The sequence below is a fragment of the Mycobacterium sp. 1274756.6 genome, assembly GCF_001668625.1.
GTDB lineage: Bacteria > Actinomycetota > Actinomycetes > Mycobacteriales > Mycobacteriaceae > Mycobacterium.
In genome coordinates this window covers 19,069-36,992 of the sequence record NZ_LZLJ01000079.1, presented here as the reverse complement: position 1 = coordinate 36,992, position 17,924 = coordinate 19,069, and the positions used below count along the sequence as shown (strand labels likewise).

Genomic DNA, 17,924 nt, shown 5'->3' with positions numbered 1-17,924 from the left:
AACGACGGTCGCGCGGGTGTCGACCCGCGCTGCCCGACCGCGTTACTTGCCGAGTTTTCTGCGCTGCACCCGAGTGCGACGCAGCAACTTGCGGTGCTTCTTCTTCGACATACGCTTGCGCCGCTTCTTGACTACTGAACCCATAAACTCCGCTACCTACATCCTGCCGGTGGCCATCCGCCCCGGACCGGTGTGAAGACTTGACCCGGTCACTTTACCTGTGCCCGGGCGGGGAACGAAAAACCGCACCCGCCGCCGCGCGCACCCGGTTCCGGACACGCGAAAATCCCCGGTGCGCTGCCCGGGGTTCCGGTCCGGCCGGATTCGCGCCGCGGTCGAGCTAGCCCGCGTCGAAGAAGGAGCTCTCCAACATGTCGTGCACCGCCTTGGCGTGGACCCGGAAGGACCGGCCCACCCGCACCGCGGGCAACTCACCGTTGTGCACCAGTCGGTACACGGTCATCTTGGAGACCCTCATGAGCGCGGCCACTTCGGCCACCGTGAGGAACTGTGTTCTGCCTTGCTGGCCGTCCGGCGAGGCGGAATCGCGTGCCGGCTTGCCACTAGCCGAATCCCGCGCCGACGGCCCGTTCATTGACGTCATCGCAACCCAATCCAATCGGGCATACGCAGTCCAGCGGCTTCCCCTCCGCAGGCCTGACGCATGCTTACACCCAAGGAGAATAGCGGGACCAATGGGGTTGCTGCGACGGGTGTGGGGTATTTGAGAACAAAACTTATGAATTACTCCGGTGTAACTCTTTGCTGCTCAGAGTGGGTTTTTGCGGCCTGAACCGCGGCGTCCACGGCGGCGCGCAGCCCCCCGCGTTCGAGTTCTCGCAGCGCAACGGCGGTGGTGCCGCCCGGGGAGGTCACCATGGCCCGCAGTTGCACCGGGGTGGTATCCAGGCCCACCGCGCTCGCCACCCCCTCGGCGGAGTTAGCCCGCTCGAGGCGGTCCAGCAGCATCTCCGCGGAGCCGGCCATGGTTTGCACCGCCAGATCGGTCGCCACGGCACGGGTCAGTCCGGCCGCCACCCCGGCGTCCACCAACGCCTCGATCATCAGGAAGAAGTAGGCCGGCCCGGAACCGGAGATCGCGGTGACGGCGTCCATCTGCCCCTCGGGCACCGTGAGCACCGACCCGACGCTGCGGAACAGCGCGGCGGCCTCGTCGAGTTGCTCGGCGGTGGCGAACCGGCCCGCGGCGAGCACGCTGACCCCGGCACCGACGTGGCTCGGCGTGTTCGGCATCACCCGCACCACCGGTGACCCGGCGGGCAGTTTGCTTTCCAGGTAGGCGGTGCTGACCCCCGCCGCCACGCTGATCAGCACCTGCTCGGCGCTGTGCTCGGAGGCGGTGGCCGCCTCGGCGATCTGGTTCATCACCGCGTCGACGTCGCGGGGCTTGACCGCCAGGATGACGATGTCGGCGGTCTCCACCGCGTCGGCCACCCCCGCGACCTGCACCGAATAGGTGTCGGTGAGGTAGCTGACCCGGTCGGGGACGTGCTCGACGACCACCAGGTCCTTGACCTGCCGGCCGCTGCGCAGCAGCCCGGACAGCAGCGCTTCACCCATGTTGCCGACGCCGACGATCGCGATTCTGGCCATGGCGGCAAGCATGGCAGACCGGGCCGGCTATTCGGTGGGCACCATCGCCAACTGGCGTGTCTGCACCACGATGCGGCCGCGGCTGTCCACCACGGTGTGGTCCTCGTCGAACCAGTCCTGACCGATCTCGGTGGTGGTGCAGATGACGCGGAGCCAGCCGTCGGCCGGGACCGCGCGCAGATAGGCGGTGAGTTGCACGGTGGGCGCCCACCCGGGCCGGTTGACCGCCATCGTCACCGGCGCCGAGGCGTCGCCGCACAGCAGCGCGAACAACACGTCGGGGCGTTCGTGTTTGGGCCGCACCCACATCTCGATGACCGGCGGCCCGCCGTCGGAGCGGGGGGCCAGCGTGCTCAGGGCGGGGCGGATGTCGCAGCCGTGCGCCAGGTGCACGATGTCGGCCATTGGATGGCCGGGCCCGATCGCGGCCAGCCCCGGCGGCGGTTCCGGGGTCATCAGCGGCACCACCGGGTTGACCGAGAGCAGCGGCGCCCGACCGGTGTGCTCGGGTTCGCCGAGGGTGATCGCGGCGTGCACCGCGGTGCGCTCCCCCTGGCCGAGTTCGACGTCGACGACGCTGACCCGCCGGCCCCGCTTGCGCAGCAGGGTGCGCAGCCACATCGGGCCGGGGTCGGGTGCCCACAGGTAGTTGGCCGAGACGGCGACGGGTTCGAGGCCGTCGCCGAACGCGGTGCGCGCCGCGTTGGCGCACAGCGCCAGCATGGCGCCGCCGTGGACCTTCGGCCCGATCGTCCAGTGGGCGTTGAGTTCGCCGGCGAAGTCGGCCCTGGAACCGTCAGTGCCGTCCCCGGCTTCCGCGGCGGCACCGCCGTCCAGACGGGTCAGCCGCATGGCGTCGCTGAACCGGGTGGAGTCGGTCATCGGGCTCCTCTCGGGCCTACCGCAGCAGGTGGGTGCGGGCGAACTGCAACGACTCGACCAGCAGCGCCTCCCGCTCCTGGGTGGTGCGGGCCTGCGAGGTGGTCACCTCCAGCACGACGTGGCCGGCGAAGTCGCCGGCGGCGAGCATCTGGCAGACCTCGACGGTGGGCTGGGTGCCCCGCCCGGGCACCAGGTGCTCGTCGGCGGGTAGCCCGGTGCCGTCGCACAGGTGGAGGTGGACCAGGCCCGAGCCCATCTGCCGGGCCATCTCCACCGCGTCGCTGCCCGCGGTGGCGGTGTGGGAGAGGTCGAGGGTGTAGTGCGCGTGGTCGCCGTCGAGGGGGTTGTAGGACGGGGAGAACGCCGAGATCGCGGCGCCGGGCCCGCCGCCGCGGCGGCGCATCCGCTCCAGGGTCTGCTCGGCCCGGAACAGCCGGTCGGCCCGGAACGGGAACATGTTCTCCACCGCGACCATCACGTCGCTGCGTTCCTCCAGCTCGGCGACCTGATCGGCGAACCCGGCGGCGTAGCGGCGCTGCCAGCGAAACGGCGGGTGGACCACGACGGTCTGGGCTCCGAGCTGCTCGGCGGCGCGGACGCTGCGCTCCAGTTTGTGGACCGGGTTGGCGCCCCAAACCCGTTGGGAGATCAGCAGGCACGGCGCGTGCACCGACAGCACCGGCACCCCGTAGCGGCGGGAGAGCTTGGCGACGGCGGCGATGTCCTGGCTGACCGACTCCGCCCACACCATCAGCTCGACGCCGTCGTAGCCGAGGCGGGCGGCGTATTCGAAGGCGGCCTCGGCCTTCAGGGGATAGACCGAGGCCGTCGAGAGGCCAACTTTGATGGCGGGACGCACGATGATTCGCCCGGGGTGCTCAGCCGGAGAGCCAGAACACGAGCGGACCGAGGGTGACCAGCAGACCCACCGCCGCGGCGGCCAGCGTGCTGCCGATGTCGTCGGTTTTGCGGACCGCCTGGACCGCACCGACCAGCCCGAGGGTCACCAGCACGGTGAGCACCAGGGCGACGATGCTGTTCCAGCGCCACAGCTGGTCGAACGCGACGAACAGCGCGGCACCGAACAGGAACGCGCCCAGCGACTGCACGATGACCCAGGCGCCGCGCAGGACCCGCCGCATCCCGGATTCGTGGGCCTCGTCGCCGGCGGGCTGCTGCTCGGTGTCGGTGTCGAGGTCGGTCTCGTCGTCGAGGTCGAGGTCGTCGTCGAGGTCAAGGTCGCCGTCCGCCCGGATCGCGGCGGCGGGGGCGTCGTCGTGGTCGGTGTCATCGAGGCCGGTGGCGAGGTCGACGGCCGGGACGACATCGGCCTGGTCGACATCGGCCGGGTCCGTGTCGGCGCGATCGGTGCTCGCCTCGTCGTCGAAGTCACCGAGGTCATCGAGGTCGTCGAGATCGTCGAGGTCATCGGGATGCTGGCGGCGGCGCCCGAAGCGGCCGCGCAGCGCCCCCAGCAGCCCGCCGCGGCCCCGGCGTGCCGTCGCGGTGCCCTCGGTGCCGTCGAGGTCGTCGACGGCGTCCAGCGCCTCGGGCGGCGCGTCGTCGGCCTCACCGAGCAGGCTCACCGCGATGTCGCGGTCGCCGGCGTCATCTTCGGGGTAGGCGTCGCCGGGGTAGCCGTCCACCGGGTCGGGGCTCATCCGTTCGGCGTCGGACTCCGACTCGGTCTCGGCGGCCCGGCGCGGAAGCGGGTGCGCGCTGCGTACCGGACCGGTTTGCCGCGCGGTGTGCGGCGGCGACTGCGGCCAGCGCGGCTGCGGTTCGGAGAACCGGACCGAGGTGGTGCGGTCGGCGGGCTTCTCCGGCGCGTCCCGCTCGGGTGCCGGCGCACCGCCGCGGCGCGCGGCGGGCGGCTCGGCCGGGGCGGGCTCCTCGGTTTCCTCGGGCTCGGCCGCGGCCGTCGCGGTCTCCGACGGCGGCGGGTCGTCCTCGCGGATCACCGGGATCTCGCCGGTCAACTCGGCGACCGAGACCGCGTCGGGGTCCCCGGGGCGGCGGCGACGACGGCCGGTGACCGGCGGCGAGCCGATGTTGCCGTGCCGGGCGAGCAACTCCGCGACCGAGATCGGCCGCGTCTCTTCGTCGCGTGGCTCGGTCATCGTTTGCCGCCTTTCGACCGGTCCCCCTTGGTCTTGGCCGGTCGAGTCTCCGCATCGGTCATCGGGATCTCCACCAGAGCGGTGCCGTCCGCCTCGCTGTCGAGTTTGCGCAGGATCAGGCCCTCACGCAACGCCCAGGGACAGATGTCCACCGTTTCGATCGACAACGCTCGCATGCTCGCCTCGGCCACCAGGGCGCCCGCCACGATCTGCGGTGCCCGGTCGGCGCTCACCCCTTCCAGTTCTGCACGGTCAGCGGTGGTCATCCTAGAGATGAACGATATGAGTTGTCTGAGACCACTGGCGGTCAGCGTCCGTTTCACCCGCGGGCCCGCCCCCGACGGCGCCGCCCCGGTCAGCCGGGCCAGGGAGCGGAACGTCTTCGAACAGCCCACCGTCAGGTCGGCCGGGCCGGCCTCGAGCACGGTCGCGGCGGACTCGGCCAGCTCGCTGTGCAGCCAGTCCCGCAGCATCGAGACCCGGCGGCGCCCGGGCGGGTCGTCGGGCAGCCACTCGCGGGTCAGCCGCCCCGCCCCGAGCTGCAGCGACAGCGCGATGTCGGGTTCCTCGTCGACCCCGCTGCACATCTCCAGGGAGCCGCCGCCGATGTCGATGTTGATGATGCGCCCGGCGCTCCAGCCGTACCAGCGCCGCACCGCCAGGAACGTCAACCGGGACTCGTCGACGCCGCGCAGCACCTGCAGGTGCACGCCGGTCTCCTTCTGCACCCGGGCCAGCACGGCGTCGGAGTTCTCCGCGTCCCGCACCGCCGAGGTGGCGAACGCCATCAGCTCCGCGCAACCCGAGCTGGCCGCGATCTTGGCGAACTCGTCGACGGTGGCGACCAGGCGGTCGGCGCCGCGCTTGGTGATGTGGCCGGATTCGTCGACGGCTTCGGCCAGCCGCAGGGTGGCCTTCGTCGAACTCATCGGGGTGGGGTGACCGCCGCGACGGGCGTCGACCACCAACAGGTGAACGGTGTTGCTGCCCACGTCGAGCACGCCCAATCGCACGGAACATCAACCTAGTAGGTCGGGATGATCTGGTGAAACTCCCGGCTCGGCGATTTGGTCTACGGTGGATTTTTGTGGCACCGCGTTCCTCCGATCATCCGCAGGAAGTCGAGCTGGATTTCACCCGGGAGTGGGTGGAGTTCTACGACCCGGACAACTCCGAACACCTCATCGCCGCCGATCTGACCTGGCTGCTGTCGAACTGGACGTGTGTGTTCGGCACCCCCTCGTGCCGGGGGACGGTGGCCGGCCGCCCCGACGACGGGTGCTGCTCGCACGGCGCGTTCCTCTCCGACGACGACGACCGGGCCCGCCTCGACGACGCGGTCTCGCGGCTCACCGAGGCGGACTGGCAGTTCCGCGACAAGGGGCTGGGCCCCAAGGGCTACCTCAAACTCGACGAGAACGACGACGAGCCGGCCTGGCGCACCCGCCGCCACCAGGGGGCGTGCATCTTCTTGAACCGGCCCGGGTTCGCCGGCGGATCCGGCTGCGCCCTGCACATCAAGGCGGTGAAGCTGGGGGTCGAGCCGCTGACGATGAAGCCCGACGTGTGCTGGCAGTTGCCCATCCGGCGCAGCCAGGAGTGGGTGACCCGCCCGGATGACACCGAGATCCTCAAGACCACGATCACCGAGTACGACCGGCGCGGCTGGGGCTCCGGCGGCGCGGATCTGCACTGGTACTGCACCGGCGACCCGGCCGCCCACATCGGCGCCCGGCCGGTGTACCGGGCGATGGCGGCCGAACTGACCGAATTGCTCGGCGAGAAGGCCTACGCCGAGCTGGCCGCGATCTGCGCTCAGCGCGCCGAGCGCGGCCTGATCGCCGAGCATCCGGCCACCCGCGCGGCGCGGTAGTCCGGCCGCTCCGATCAGGCCATGTGCCCGACCAGGACGCCCTCGGCGCCGAACAGCTCGCGGCGCCACCGCTCGACCAGCGCATCGGTGTCGACGTCGTCGGGGTGAAAGCCGGGCCGCAGGTACGGGCGCAGCTCCCCGAGCAACCCCTTGACCAGCGGACCGCGGAACACGCCCCAGGTCTGGCGCAGCGCGGTCAACGGGCGCCACGCGGTCGGGTCGGTGGTCATCGACAGCATCACCCCGCCGGTGACCACCGGGATCGTCAGCGTGTACATCCCGGCCATCACCCCGATGCGGATCCATTCCGGGCCGCCGACGCTGCGGTAGACGTCGAAGGCCACCGATTTGTGCTCGAGCTCTTCCACCGCGTGCCAGTTCAGCAGGTTCCACACCTCGGGGTCACCGGGGATGGCCTGCATCTCCTCGCCGAGCACCCGGGCGGCCAGGGTGGCGGTGTAGTGCTCCGCGGCGGCGGTCCAAGCCAGGTGGACGTAGGCCGGTGTCCGGTTCTCGAACCGCACCAGCATGCGCTGTCGCCGGCTGTCGTGACCGAAGGTGAACAACCGCACGATCGGATAGCCCATCTCGATGAGCTTGTCGTTGAGGCGGCGATGCTCCTGGCCGTGCACCGATTCCTGGCCGATGAACCCGGCGACCCGCTTCTTCAACTCCTGGTCGGTGATCTGCTCGGAGAACCGCCGCACCGAGCGGATGAACGATTCCTCACCGGGCGGGAACACCGCCGAGAGCAGCGCGGTCAGGTGGCTCATCACGATGTCGCCCTCGACATAGTGGCGTTTCATCGGTTTGGGGTCACCGAACCGGAACCGGATGCGGCGCACCTTGGGATAACCCGCCCGGATCGCTTTGCCGTCGTTCGCTACCGCTGCTGTGCCGGCAACCATGACCGTCTCCTTCCGGTGGGCTATCGCATGTACTCGACCAGCGCGCCGTCCGCGCCGAAGAGCTCCTGCTGCCACTGCCGCAGCAACGCATCGGTGTCGATGTCGTCGGGGTGGAAGCCGGGCCGCAGATACTTCGCCAGATCGGCCATCAGGCCGCGGAACAGCGGCCCGCCGAACAGCGCGCGCGCCTCCCGGATCACCCGCAGCGGGTGCCGGCGGGCTTGCGGGTCGGCGGCCAGCGAGATGGTCAGCGTCGTGGCGACCAGCGGCAGGGTGAGGGCGATCAGCGCCGCCATCACCGCGATCCGCGTCGTTTCACTACCGCCGACGCTGCGGTAGACGTCGAAAGCCACCGACTTGTGCTCGAGTTCTTCGAGGGCGTGCCAGTTCAGCAGGTGCCACACCGCGTCGTCGCCCGGGATCGCCTGGATCTCATCGAGCGACAGGACCCGCTCGGCGAGCACCGCGGTGTAGTGCTCGGCGGCGGCGGTCATGGCCAGGTGGGCCAGCGGCGAGATCCGCTGCTCGAAGCGGAGCCGCCTGCGCTCCACGGCTTTCGAGTCCCACCAGGCGATGCGATAACCCATCGCGACGAGCTTGTCGTTGAGGCGGCGATGCTCCTGGCCGTGCACCGATTCCTGGCCGATGAACCCGGCGACCCGCTTCTTCAGGTCCGGGTCGGTGATGCGGTCGGAGAAGTGCCGCACCGAACGGATGAACGCCTCCTCGCCGGGCGGGAACGCCCCGGACAGCCCGGCCACGAAGTGGCTGAACACGCTGTCGTTGTTGACGAAGTACTTGCCGTAGCTGCGATCGGCGCCGAACGGGAACCGCACCCGACGGGTTTTCGGGTAGTGGGCCGGCGCCGTTGCCGAACCGTCACGCCCCATAACGACCTCCCAGAACATCTAGTATCTAGTACTGTCAGTACTGTGTGATGGATCACGTTACAAGGCCGGTTGCGGGCACGCAAGAGTTGGCCGGTCACGATGCGGTTGCACGCCGAGGACACCGCCACAGCAAACACCGCCGGGCGGTGCGGCGATCAGTCGATGACGTCGTCGAGGTCGGCCAGCCGGGCGTCCGGGTCCAGCACGACCCCGCGGGCGAACGCGGTCGCCGACAGCGCTCCCCACACGAACGTGGTGAGTTGGTCGACCAGCGCCGCCTTGTCGATCGTGGGCTCGTTCAGCCAGCGCAGCACGCCCAGCCCCACCGCGCCGAGGGCCGCGTCGACGGCGTATTCCAGGTGCTGCACGTCGGCGTCGGTGTTGTGCACCCGCAGCATCGCCGCGACCACCGCGACCGCGGCGTCGGAGAGCGGGCGACCGGTGTCGAGGAACTCCGCGGGCGACTGCAGGTCCCGAAAGTGCGAGCCCAGCAAAAACCGGAAGATGTTGGGCCGTTCGTCGACGAGGCCGACGTAGGCGCCCAGGGCCGAGCGGACAAGTTCCAGCGCCGCTCCGGAGAGATCGAATTCCGGCACCACCCGCTCGAGGATCAGCTCCTGGACCCGCTCGCCGACCGCGGCGAACAACGCGTTCTTGTCGTCGAAGAAGCGGTAGAGCTTGGGTCGCGGGACCTGCGCGGTCCGCAGCACATCGTCGATGGACAGTTCCGGGCCGAACTCGTCGATGGCTCGCAGCGTCGCCTCGACCAACTCGGCGCGCACCGCCGCCCGGTGTTCCCGCCACCGGTCAGAACGTGCATCCCCCGTCAACGCCGGCAGGCGACCGCGGCTGGGCGCTGCATCCCTCGGCACAACGGCAATCGTAATCCACGCCCACCGGTCCCCCGGGGCCTACGGGCGCGGTCGTGCGGCGCCGCTACAGCGGGACGCCGAACCGCCCGGCGACGCCCCGGCCCAGCCGGTACAGCGGGGCGGCCACGTCCTGGTAGCGCGGCCCGATGGTGCGCGGGATGGCGTCGAAGATCCGGGCGTCGGGCCCGATCAGCACCCGCGGTTTGTTGCGCTCCACGCCGCGCAGGATGATGCGGGCGGCCGAGTCCGGGCGGGTGATCGCGATCAGTTCGAATCCCTTGCGGATCTGCTCCGGGTCGACGTCGTCGGGGATGCCGCGGGCGTTGACCGCGATGTTGGTCTTGATGCCGCCGGGATGCACGCAGGTGACCCCGACCGGGTAGCGCGCCGTCCGGATCTCTTGGCGCAGTGCCTCGGTGAAGCCGCGGACCGCGAACTTCGCCGCGTTGTAGGCGCTCTGGGACGGGATCCCCATCAGCCCGAACACCGAGGAGACGTTGACCAGGTGCCCTTCACCGGATTCGATCAGGTGCGGCAGGAACGCCTTGGTGCCGTAGGCCACCCCCCAGAAGTTGATGCCCATCAACCATTCGAAGTCGTCCCACTCCATGTCGATCACGTCGGCCGACAACGCCACACCGGCGTTGTTGAACACCAGGTTGACCTTGCCGAACTGTTCTTTGACCTCGTCGGCGTGGGCGTAGACCGCGGCCCGGTCGGCGACGTCGAGCTGAAACGGAACGGCGGTCGCCCCCAACGCCTCACACTGCCCGGCCGTCGTGGCGGCGGCCTCGGCGTCGATGTCGGACAGCGCCAGCCGGGCGCCGCGCTCGGCGAGCTTGACCGCCAGACTGCGGCCGATGCCCGAGCCCGCGCCGGTGATGACCGCGACGCGGTCGGTGAAATTCTTCATCGCTTTTTCGTTGCCTTTCCGTCGTGCTCGGCCCGCCGGTGGGTCAGCTTCGGATACCTCAGCTCGTGATGTCGTAGACGACGCCGGTCATCCGCTCGGATTCCTCCCAGAGCCGGCGCCACAGTTCCCGGTTCTTCGACAGCCCGCTCGACGGGGACGGCTTGGCCGGGCCGCGGGCCTGCAGGATGCCGGTCGGTCCCCAGTACACCTCCGGGTCGGCGTCCGGATCGGTGGCCGCCAGCAGCGTCGAGTGCGCGGCCTGCTCCGGCGGGTGGCCGACGAGGCGGGCGCCCTGTTTGGCGAACAGGTCCATCAGCGTTTCGGTGCGGGTGAACAGGTCGGTGCCCGAGACTCCGGGGTGCACCCCGTAGGACCGCTTCGCCGACCCGGCGGCGGAAAGCCGGCGCTGCAGTTCGCGGGCGAACATCAAGTTGGCCAGCTTCGCCTGCGCGTATGCCAGGTTGCGCTGGTAGCGGCGGTGTTCGTAGTTGAGGTCGTCGATCCACAGCTTCGGGGTCTGCTTGTGGGCGATGCTCGACAGGGTCACCACCCGGTCGGCGATCTTGTCCAGCAGCAGCCCGGTCAGCGCGAAGTGGCCCAGGTGGTTGACCCCGAACTGGGTTTCGAACCCGTCCTTGGTGCGGCTGAACGGGACGTTCATCAGTCCGGCGTTGTTGATCAGCACGTCGAAATCGTCTTGCTTGGCGGCGAACTCGCGCACCGAGGACAGGTCGGCCAGGTCCAGTTCGGCGACGCTGACCGCGCCGTCGATCCGGTCGGCGACCTGCTGCGCCTTGGCGGTGTTGCGGCAGGCCATCACCACCGTGGCGCCCTTACCGGCCAGCACCCGGGTGGTGACCTCGCCCAGCCCGCCGTTGGCGCCGGTGATCACGATCGTCCGGCCGTGCTGGTCGGGAATGTCCTCGGGGCGCCATGTCATCGCAGATACCTTACCCATCCGGTCGCCGACCACCGACACTTGACAGAGTGATACATCAGTCGGATTATTTAGCGGTCGAGCTTACGGCTGGAAGGAATGCCGATGCAACCGCCGCGGCGACCCGATCACGACCCCGACCACGAAGTCATCGTCATCGGCGCGGGCCCGGGCGGCATCGCCGCCGGCGTCGGGCTGCTCGACGCCGGCATCAGCGACTTCGTCATCCTGGAGCGCGGCGACGCGCCCGGCGGCAGCTGGCGCGACAACGACTACCCCGGCATCGGGGTGGACGTCCCGCACTTCACCTACCAGTACTCCTTCGCCAAGAACCCGAACTGGACGCGGATGTTCCCGCACGGCAAGGAAGTTCACGACTATCACGTGGCGGTCGCCCGAGAACACGGCCTGTACCCGCACCTGCGGTTCGGCGTCGAGGTCACCGCCGAACGGTGGGACGAGGCCAACGGCTGGTGGGAAGTGCACACCGCTTCCGGAGCGGTGATCACCGCCCGGTTCGTGATCAGCGCGGTGGGCGCGTTCATCACCCCCAAGTCGACTCCGGACATCCCCGGATTCGACGCGTTCGCCGGCAAGGTGCTGCGGCCCACCGACTGGGACCACGGCTACGACCTGGCCGGTAAGCGGGTGGGGGTGATCGGCACCGGTGCCAGCTCGGTGCAGATCACCCCGGCGATCGCACCGCGGGTGCAGCGGTTGACGGTGTTCCAGCGCACCCCGGTCTGGGCCTGGCCCAAGCCGGACTTCCGCATCGGCCGCCGGTTGCGGAAAGTGTTGGGCCACCCGTGGAGTCAGACGGCCTTGGGCAACGCCGCACTGCTGCTGGTCGAGACCGGAACCCGGCTGCTGGTGTATGCGCCCGCCCCGGTCGCCAAGTCGTTCTTCGCGGCCATGGACACCGGCGCGCGCGGCATCTACCGCGGCTATCTGCGCCTGGTGGTGCGCGACCCGCGCACCCGTGCCGCGCTGACCCCGCGGTACGGCTTGGCCGCCAAACGCCCCACCTTGTCCAACACCTTCCTGCAGGCGTTCAACCGCGCCAACGTCGAGCTGGTCGACGCGGCGATCCGCGAGATCACCGCAACCGGCGTGCGCACCGCCGACGGCCGGCACCACGACTTCGACGCCCTCGTCGTCGCCGTCGGCTACGAGCTGTTCTCCGATCCGGAGACCTACCGGCCGGGCATGGTGGTGGGCGTCGACGGTTTCGACCTCGGCGAGTTCTACGCCCGGAACCGGTTGCAGGCCTACGAGAGTGTGGCCGTGCACGGCCTGCCCAATCGCTGGATTCTGGTCGGGCCCTACTCCTGGACCGGCACCGGTTGGCATTTCATGGTCGAATCCTCGGCGGCCCACGCGGTGCGTGCGATCGGCGAGGCCCGCCGCCGCGGAGCCGGCTATGTGGAGATCACCGAAGCCGCCCAACGCGCCTACCACGCCAAGATCCTGCGGCAGGGGCGCAACATCCAGTACTACTTCGGTGTCCGCAACAAGGGCGTGCGGACCTACTACGTCAACTCCCAGGGCGACAGTTGCTATGTGCGGCCCACCACCGCGCTGCAGTCGCGCCGCGCGGCCAGCACCTATCCGCTCGACGACTACGAGTGGCGCCCGGTCACTTCGACCGCCGCACCGGCGGAACCCCGAGCGGCCCAGGAGGTTTTATGATCGGCGGTTATCCGGCCATCCCGCTGGAGGGGGCGGTTGTCGTCGTCACCGGCGGCGCCCGCGGCATCGGTTTCGCCACCGCGCGCCGGTTCGCCGAGCGCGGCGCGCGGGTGGCCATCGGCGACCTCGACGGCGCGGCCGCGGTGGCCGCCGCCGAGGCGCTGGGCGCTCCGGCCCGGGGCTATCCGCTCGACGTCACCGATCTGCCCGGCCTGCGGGAGTTCATCGACCGCGTCGAAGCGGAGTTGGGGCCGCTGGACATCCTGGTGAACAACGCCGGGATCATGCCGATCGGCCCGTTCCTCGACGAGCCGGCCGAGGTGACCCGCGCGGTGTTCGAGGTGAACGCCCTGGCGCATACCTACGCCGCCCGGGTGGTCGCGCCGCGGATGATGGCCCGCCGCCGCGGCCATATCGTCAACGTCACCTCCGCGGCGGGCAAACTGCACTCCCCCGGCCTGGCCAGCTACACCGCCGCCAAACACGCGGCCACCGCGTTCAGTCGCAGCCTGCGCGAGGAACTGCGCGACCACGGGGTGTCGGTGACCGCGGTGCTGCCGTCGGCGATGAACACCCAACTGACCGACGGCATCCCGCTGGGCGTCCGACGGATCGGCGTGCTCTCCCCCACCGTGGTCGCCCGCCGGGTGGTGGCCACCGTACGGACCCGCCCACCGCTGGCTGGCGCGCCCGCGGGCATGACTCCGCTGCTGACGCTGTCCAACCTGGTGCCCGAACGCCTCTGGCTGCTGGGCCGCCGACTGGCCGGCGCCGACTTGACCATGGGCCCGATCGACCATGTGGCCCGCGCCGAGTACGACCGGCGCATCGCCGCCAACACCCGCCCACCCCGGCGCCGATGATGGCCACCAGCATGTCCGGCTGCTCGCGACGTGTGGCGGCGGCCGCGGCGGGGTCTGCTTCGGCGGTGGTCATGCTCGGCGCTCCTCGAGGCTGTCGGCCGGTGGGCGGGCTGGGCGTGGCGATCCAACTGCAGCGCGCCGGCTACACCGACTTCACCATCTTCGAACGCGCGGCCGAGATCGGCGGGACGTGGCAGTCCAACCGCTACCCCGATGTCGCCGTGGACATTCCCGGCATCGTCTACCAGTACTCGTTCGAGAAATACCCGTGGTGGTCGCGTACCTTCCCCAAGGGCGCCGAAGTGCTGCGCTACATCCATCATTTGGCCGACAAGTACGACCTGAACCGACGGCTGCGGTTGAGCACCGAGGTGTTGCGCCGGGATTGGGACGAGGACAACCACCTGTGGCGTCTGGCCCTCTCCGACGGCAGCACGGTGACCGCGCGGTTCGTGGTCACCGCGCTCGGCGCGTTCGTCGAACCGCGGGTGCCCCGGATCCCGGGCTTGGCCGACTTCACCGGGACGGTCATCCAAACCCAGGACTGGGACGACAGCGCCGACCTGGACGGCAAACGCATCGCGGTCATCGGGACCGGAGCCACCGCGGTGCAGGCGGTGCCCCAGTTGGCCAAAAAGGCCGCCCGGCTCGATGTCTACCAGCGGCGGGCCATCTGGGTGTTCGCCAAGCCGGATTTCCCGATCCCCAAACCGGTGCAGACCGCGTTGCACCTGCTGCCGTTCACCCAGAGCCTCATCCGCGGCGGCGTGGCCGCCCTCGTCGAGCTCGGACTGGTGGGGATCACCGTCTACGGCAAGCAGATCACGCCGCTGGCGAAGGTGCCGGCTCTGGCGTGTCAGGCCTACCTGTTCACCCAGGTTCGTGACCGCACGTTGCGGCGCAAGCTCACCCCCGAGTACGGGTTCGGCTGCAAACGGCCCAGCGTCTCCAACTCCTACTACCAGACCTTCACCCGCGATCACGTCGAGCTGATCACCGAGCCCATCGAGTCGATCACCGCCACCGGAATCCGCACCGCGGGCGGGACCCACCGCGACGTCGACGTGCTGGTGCTGGCGACCGGGTTCGAGATGTCCAACAGCCCGGCGGTCTACCGTCACCGGCCGGTGTTGGGACGCAACGGGTTCGACCTCGCCGCCTTCTACGAGACCGAGCGCGCCGCGGCCTACGAGGGGGTCTCGATGCCGGGGCTGCCCAACACGTTCATGGTGTTCGGTCCGTACGCCTGGTCGGGCAGTTCTTGGCATGTGATGGTGGAGAACGCGGCGCGCCATGCGTTGCGCGTGATCGACGAGGCCCTGCGGCGCGGCGCCACCGCGGTGGAAATCTCACCGGAGGCCAACGAGCGGTTCCACCGCTTCGTCGACCGCCGGGGCTCGCAGACGCTGATGCACGGCGCCGCCTGCATCAACTCCAACAGCTACTACATCGACAAGAACGGCGACTTCTCGTTCCTGCGGCCGACCACCGCCTACCAGTCGACGCGGGCGTCGAAGACCTTCGACCTCGACGACTACGTCTACGAGCCCTGACCGCCGCGGCTAACCGGCCGCGTCCCGCTGCCGCCACTCGGCTTCGGCCTGCCCCAGTTCGGTGACCGGCGGCGCCCCGTCGAGCCATTCCGCGGCGATGCGGTACCAGTTGGCGCCGGCGCCGATCTGGCCGAGCGTGCCGAACAGCAGGAAATCCATCCGCCGGGAGAACAGGTGCTCGGGTGGGAGATGTTCGCCGCGCATGGTTTTGAACGATTCCGCTGATGGATTGATCACGCCCAGTAGCGCAGCACTGACGTCGATCGGGCGCACGGCCAGGTATTCGTCGACGAAGTTCCAGCCGGCGGCGCTGAGGGTGTAATCCAGGCATTCCTGCGCCGACACCGGTGAGCCGGGCCGAATGACGCCGTAGGACTGCATGATCGCGTGCAGGCCCTCGCCGTCGCCGGCGCGGCACAGCTGCCAGGCCAGCCGCTCGAACGCGATCGCTTCGGGTGCCATGCGCTTGTAGAGCCCGAAGTCCAGGAACGACACCCGCCCGTCCGGTCGGTAGAGGATGTTGCCGGGGTGGGGGTCGCCGTTGAAGGCGCCGTCGCGAAACAGCGAGCCCAGATAGAACCGGTAGATGATCTCGCCGACCCGGTCGCGCTCGGCATCGGGCAGCTCGGCGATCTGCGCGGCGGGCATGCCGGCGACGTACTCGCTGGTCAGTACCGACGCCGAACTCAGCTCGGGAATCGGTTGCGGCACATGGATGAAGGGGTGGCCGGCATAGTGTTCGGCGACGGCGGCCTGGTTGGCGAGCTCCTGGCGGTAGTCGAGTTCCTGGGACAGCTCGGCGGTGATCTCGTCGATGAATCCGGTGGCGGCGACGGTGGGGACCACCGACTTCCACATCCGCAGGAACAGCGCCAGGTTCTTCAGGTCCGCGCGCACCGCGGCCCGCACGCCGGGGTATTGCACCTTGACGGCCACCGGCCGGCCGTCGTGGGTGACCGCACGGTAGACCTGGCCGATCGATGCCGCGGCGAAGGCGGCGGTGTCGAACGACGCGAAGATCTCCTCCACCGGTGCGCCCAGTTCGGCTTCGATCACCGGCCGCATCGCGGTGAACGGCATCGCGTCGATCGAGCCCTGCAGCCGGCTCAATTCCTTTCGGAAGTACTCGCGGGTGGTTTCGTCGACCAGGCCCAGGTCGACCACCGACAGCAGTTGGCCGATCTTCATCGCCGCGCCGCGCATCGTGCCCAGCACCGCGACGAAGTCCCGGGCCAGGCGCTGGTTGGCCCGGTCGAGCAGTTCTTCCCGGCGGCTCTCGGTGACCACAACCGCCCCGGCCTTGATGCTGACCCGACGCAGCGTCTGCTTGGCGGCCAGCGAGCCCAGTGCCGCCCCCCGCCGGATCCGTGAGGTCGCCACCGGCTCCGCGTCGGCGGGCGGTGAATTCGTCACAGGAAGCTCCTGCCAGCAGGTTTGATGGACTAGTCTGACATATCAGTCGGCGAAATCAGTGTAGAAGCCGACTCGCGAAGACGCCATCGAACCGCAGGAGCCGCACGGTGCCAGCCCCGCCGGCGAAGCCCCGCCCGAAACGGGGCCGGCCGCCGATCGCAAACCTGGAGGAGCAGCGGCGCGAACAGATCATCGCCGCCGCGGTGAGCGTCTTCGCCGACAACGGCTACGAAGCCACCACCATGTCCGACATCGCCCGCCATGCCGGCATCGGCCAGGGGACCCTCTACCGGTATGTGGCCAGCAAACGGGAGTTGCTCGACCTGGTCTTCGACTACTCGGTGGAGGAGATCCTCGGCGAGGTCCGGCCGGCGCTGCTGGCCGAGCAGCCGGTGACCGACGTCGCCGACGCACTGGCCCGCTTCGACGCGGCGTGGGCAGCGGTGCTGACCACCATCGATCAACGGCCCGCGCTGGCGTCGCTGGTGCTGGTCGAGGCCAGCGCGATGGACGAGGAACTCAAACTGCGCGCGCTCGGACTGGAGGCCGGGGTGGCGCGCATGGCGGCCGGCGTATTCGAGGAAGCGCGCGACGCCGGGTTTCTGCGCTCCGGCGCCGACCCGCAGGTGCTGGGCCTGCTGGTCACCAAACTCGTGATCCCCGCCGGGTTGCGGGAGGTGATGGGCGGCGCCGACGCCGCCCGGCGGGATCGCTACCGCGCGGCGCTGACCGACTTCCTGCGCCACGGCGTGTTCACCGACGGGCCGACGCGATGACCCCGGCCGTCGACCGCCGCACCCAGCTGACCCAGGCGGCGCTGGAGGTGTTCACCGACCGCGGTTACCGCAACAGTTCGGTGGCCGAGATCGTGGCGACGGCCGGGCTGAGCCACGGCTCGTTCTACAACTACTTCACCAACCGTCGCGAGGTCCTCGACGCGGCCATCGATCTCGGCTTGGAGCAACGCGGCCCCGAACTCGGTCCGCCCGACGAGCCGGCACAGACCCTGGAGGAATTCCTCGACGCGGTGACCGCCCCGCTGCGTTCCCTGCACACGCTGTCGGAGACCGACAACAAGCTGGTCTCCCTGATCGTGTTCGACGTCGGAGCCATCGATGAGGAACTGACCCGGCGGGCGGTGGAGATCTTCGAACGGTTCGCCGCCGCCATCGAGCGTCAGATCGACCACGGCGTGCGGGCCGGCTACCTGCGCGCCGACCTGGACACCGCCGTGCTCGGCGAGATGTTCCTGTGTTTGAGCCTGACCGCGCTGTTGCCGGCCCAGGGCGGGCCGCCGCTGCCGGGCGGTCTGGACCATTTCGTCGACCAGGTGCGCGAGCTGTTGCGCGCCGGGCTGGCCGCTCCCGCGAGTGGGTGAGGGCCCTCGCCCGCCCCAG

18 protein-coding genes and 1 pseudogene are annotated in these 17,924 nt (G+C 69.9%); 6 read left to right on the top strand and 13 right to left on the bottom strand.

Features of this window, described 5'->3' with window-relative positions:
* Nucleotides 1-42 precede the first annotated feature (42 nt).
* The 7 genes from A5643_RS17840 to A5643_RS12120 all read right to left on the bottom strand — a co-directional run bounded on the left by A5643_RS17840 (nucleotide 43) and on the right by A5643_RS12120 (nucleotide 5,629).
* Complete coding sequence (locus tag A5643_RS17840) at nucleotides 43-144, bottom strand: 30S ribosomal protein bS22 (protein WP_081597721.1); 102 nt, start codon at nucleotides 142-144, stop codon at nucleotides 43-45.
* 196 nt (nucleotides 145-340) lie between these two features.
* The gene (locus A5643_RS12145) at nucleotides 341-604 is read right to left on the bottom strand and encodes a helix-turn-helix domain-containing protein (protein ID WP_066855572.1); all 264 of its coding nucleotides are present in this window, start codon (nucleotides 602-604) and stop codon (nucleotides 341-343) included.
* Nucleotides 605-744: 140 nt separating this feature from the next.
* On the bottom strand, nucleotides 745-1,614 hold the full coding sequence (proC, locus tag A5643_RS12140) for a pyrroline-5-carboxylate reductase (RefSeq protein ID WP_197497720.1): 870 nt from the start codon (nucleotides 1,612-1,614) through the stop codon (nucleotides 745-747).
* A gap of 27 nt (nucleotides 1,615-1,641) precedes the next feature.
* A complete protein-coding gene (locus A5643_RS12135; protein ID WP_066855565.1) occupies nucleotides 1,642-2,496 on the bottom strand; it encodes a thioesterase family protein in 855 nt (284 codons plus the stop codon).
* A 16-nt stretch (nucleotides 2,497-2,512) separates the two neighbouring features.
* Nucleotides 2,513-3,355 carry a sugar phosphate isomerase/epimerase family protein gene (locus A5643_RS12130; RefSeq protein ID WP_066855562.1) on the bottom strand — a complete coding sequence of 281 codons (843 nt, stop codon included), beginning with the start codon at nucleotides 3,353-3,355 and terminating at the stop codon, nucleotides 2,513-2,515.
* Nucleotides 3,356-3,374: 19 nt separating this feature from the next.
* Nucleotides 3,375-4,616 carry an Rv0497 family membrane protein gene (locus A5643_RS12125; RefSeq protein ID WP_066855559.1) on the bottom strand — a complete coding sequence of 414 codons (1,242 nt, stop codon included), beginning with the start codon at nucleotides 4,614-4,616 and terminating at the stop codon, nucleotides 3,375-3,377.
* Entirely contained in the window at nucleotides 4,613-5,629 is a 1,017-nt protein-coding gene (locus A5643_RS12120) for a Ppx/GppA family phosphatase (RefSeq protein ID WP_066855556.1), read from the bottom strand. Before A5643_RS12120 ends, A5643_RS12125 begins: the two co-directional genes overlap by 4 nt.
* A gap of 74 nt (nucleotides 5,630-5,703) precedes the next feature.
* Here A5643_RS12120 and A5643_RS12115 point away from each other — a divergent pair, with 74 nt between their 5' ends.
* On the top strand, nucleotides 5,704-6,489 hold the full coding sequence (locus A5643_RS12115) for a DUF3109 family protein (RefSeq protein WP_156628777.1): 786 nt from the start codon (nucleotides 5,704-5,706) through the stop codon (nucleotides 6,487-6,489).
* Nucleotides 6,490-6,503: 14 nt separating this feature from the next.
* Here the strand turns inward: A5643_RS12115 and A5643_RS12110 are convergent, their stop codons facing one another.
* The 5 genes from A5643_RS12110 to A5643_RS12090 all read right to left on the bottom strand — a co-directional run bounded on the left by A5643_RS12110 (nucleotide 6,504) and on the right by A5643_RS12090 (nucleotide 11,012).
* Nucleotides 6,504-7,397 carry a metal-dependent hydrolase gene (locus A5643_RS12110; protein WP_066855553.1) on the bottom strand — a complete coding sequence of 298 codons (894 nt, stop codon included), beginning with the start codon at nucleotides 7,395-7,397 and terminating at the stop codon, nucleotides 6,504-6,506.
* A 20-nt stretch (nucleotides 7,398-7,417) separates the two neighbouring features.
* A complete protein-coding gene (locus A5643_RS12105) occupies nucleotides 7,418-8,287 on the bottom strand; it encodes a metal-dependent hydrolase (protein WP_066855550.1) in 870 nt (289 codons plus the stop codon).
* 155 nt (nucleotides 8,288-8,442) lie between these two features.
* On the bottom strand, nucleotides 8,443-9,159 hold the full coding sequence (locus A5643_RS12100) for a TetR/AcrR family transcriptional regulator (protein WP_066855545.1): 717 nt from the start codon (nucleotides 9,157-9,159) through the stop codon (nucleotides 8,443-8,445).
* A 64-nt stretch (nucleotides 9,160-9,223) separates the two neighbouring features.
* On the bottom strand, nucleotides 9,224-10,072 hold the full coding sequence (locus A5643_RS12095; protein WP_066855542.1) for an SDR family NAD(P)-dependent oxidoreductase: 849 nt from the start codon (nucleotides 10,070-10,072) through the stop codon (nucleotides 9,224-9,226).
* Nucleotides 10,073-10,130: 58 nt separating this feature from the next.
* Entirely contained in the window at nucleotides 10,131-11,012 is an 882-nt protein-coding gene (locus tag A5643_RS12090) for an oxidoreductase (protein WP_066855539.1), read from the bottom strand.
* A 102-nt stretch (nucleotides 11,013-11,114) separates the two neighbouring features.
* Between A5643_RS12090 and A5643_RS12085 the strand changes: the two genes are divergently transcribed.
* The 3 genes from A5643_RS12085 (at nucleotide 11,115) to A5643_RS12075 (ending at nucleotide 15,114) form a co-directional block, all read left to right on the top strand.
* Nucleotides 11,115-12,698 carry a flavin-containing monooxygenase gene (locus A5643_RS12085; protein WP_066855662.1) on the top strand — a complete coding sequence of 528 codons (1,584 nt, stop codon included), beginning with the start codon at nucleotides 11,115-11,117 and terminating at the stop codon, nucleotides 12,696-12,698.
* Nucleotides 12,695-13,561, top strand: a complete 867-nt coding sequence (locus A5643_RS12080; RefSeq protein ID WP_066855535.1) for an SDR family NAD(P)-dependent oxidoreductase — start codon at nucleotides 12,695-12,697, stop codon at nucleotides 13,559-13,561. Before A5643_RS12085 ends, A5643_RS12080 begins: the two co-directional genes overlap by 4 nt.
* A 71-nt stretch (nucleotides 13,562-13,632) precedes the next feature.
* Entirely contained in the window at nucleotides 13,633-15,114 is a 1,482-nt protein-coding gene (locus A5643_RS12075; protein ID WP_066855659.1) for a flavin-containing monooxygenase, read from the top strand.
* Between the two features lie 9 nt (nucleotides 15,115-15,123).
* On the opposite strand, the gene A5643_RS12070 is transcribed toward A5643_RS12075, so the two are convergent.
* Nucleotides 15,124-16,527, bottom strand: a complete 1,404-nt coding sequence (locus tag A5643_RS12070) for an ABC1 kinase family protein (RefSeq protein ID WP_066855532.1) — start codon at nucleotides 16,525-16,527, stop codon at nucleotides 15,124-15,126.
* A 155-nt stretch (nucleotides 16,528-16,682) separates the two neighbouring features.
* Between A5643_RS12070 and A5643_RS19015 the strand changes: the two are divergent.
* Nucleotides 16,683-16,883, top strand: a pseudogene (locus tag A5643_RS19015) (TetR/AcrR family transcriptional regulator); the annotation flags it as partial.
* 416 nt (nucleotides 16,884-17,299) lie between these two features.
* Complete coding sequence (locus A5643_RS12060) at nucleotides 17,300-17,905, top strand: TetR/AcrR family transcriptional regulator (RefSeq protein ID WP_066855527.1); 606 nt, start codon at nucleotides 17,300-17,302, stop codon at nucleotides 17,903-17,905.
* Nucleotides 17,906-17,924 lie beyond the last annotated feature (19 nt).

Bases quoted from the DNA above. Each gene is read 5' to 3' on its own strand.
- A5643_RS17840 (WP_081597721.1), bottom strand. From the start codon at position 144: ATGGGTTCAGTAGTCAAGAAGCGGCGCAAGCGTATGTCGAAGAAGAAG.
- A5643_RS12145 (WP_066855572.1), bottom strand. From the start codon at position 604: ATGACGTCAATGAACGGGCCGTCGGCGCGGGATTCGGCTAGTGGCAAG.
- proC (WP_197497720.1), bottom strand. From the start codon at position 1,614: ATGGCCAGAATCGCGATCGTCGGCGTCGGCAACATGGGTGAAGCGCTG.
- A5643_RS12135 (WP_066855565.1), bottom strand. From the start codon at position 2,496: ATGACCGACTCCACCCGGTTCAGCGACGCCATGCGGCTGACCCGTCTG.
- A5643_RS12125 (WP_066855559.1), bottom strand. From the start codon at position 4,616: ATGACCGAGCCACGCGACGAAGAGACGCGGCCGATCTCGGTCGCGGAG.
- A5643_RS12110 (WP_066855553.1), bottom strand. From the start codon at position 7,397: ATGGTTGCCGGCACAGCAGCGGTAGCGAACGACGGCAAAGCGATCCGG.
- A5643_RS12105 (WP_066855550.1), bottom strand. From the start codon at position 8,287: ATGGGGCGTGACGGTTCGGCAACGGCGCCGGCCCACTACCCGAAAACC.
- A5643_RS12095 (WP_066855542.1), bottom strand. From the start codon at position 10,072: ATGAAGAATTTCACCGACCGCGTCGCGGTCATCACCGGCGCGGGCTCG.
- A5643_RS12090 (WP_066855539.1), bottom strand. From the start codon at position 11,012: ATGACATGGCGCCCCGAGGACATTCCCGACCAGCACGGCCGGACGATC.
- A5643_RS12085 (WP_066855662.1), top strand. From the start codon at position 11,115: ATGCAACCGCCGCGGCGACCCGATCACGACCCCGACCACGAAGTCATC.
- A5643_RS12080 (WP_066855535.1), top strand. From the start codon at position 12,695: ATGATCGGCGGTTATCCGGCCATCCCGCTGGAGGGGGCGGTTGTCGTC.
- A5643_RS12075 (WP_066855659.1), top strand. From the start codon at position 13,633: ATGCTCGGCGCTCCTCGAGGCTGTCGGCCGGTGGGCGGGCTGGGCGTG.
- A5643_RS12060 (WP_066855527.1), top strand. From the start codon at position 17,300: ATGACCCCGGCCGTCGACCGCCGCACCCAGCTGACCCAGGCGGCGCTG.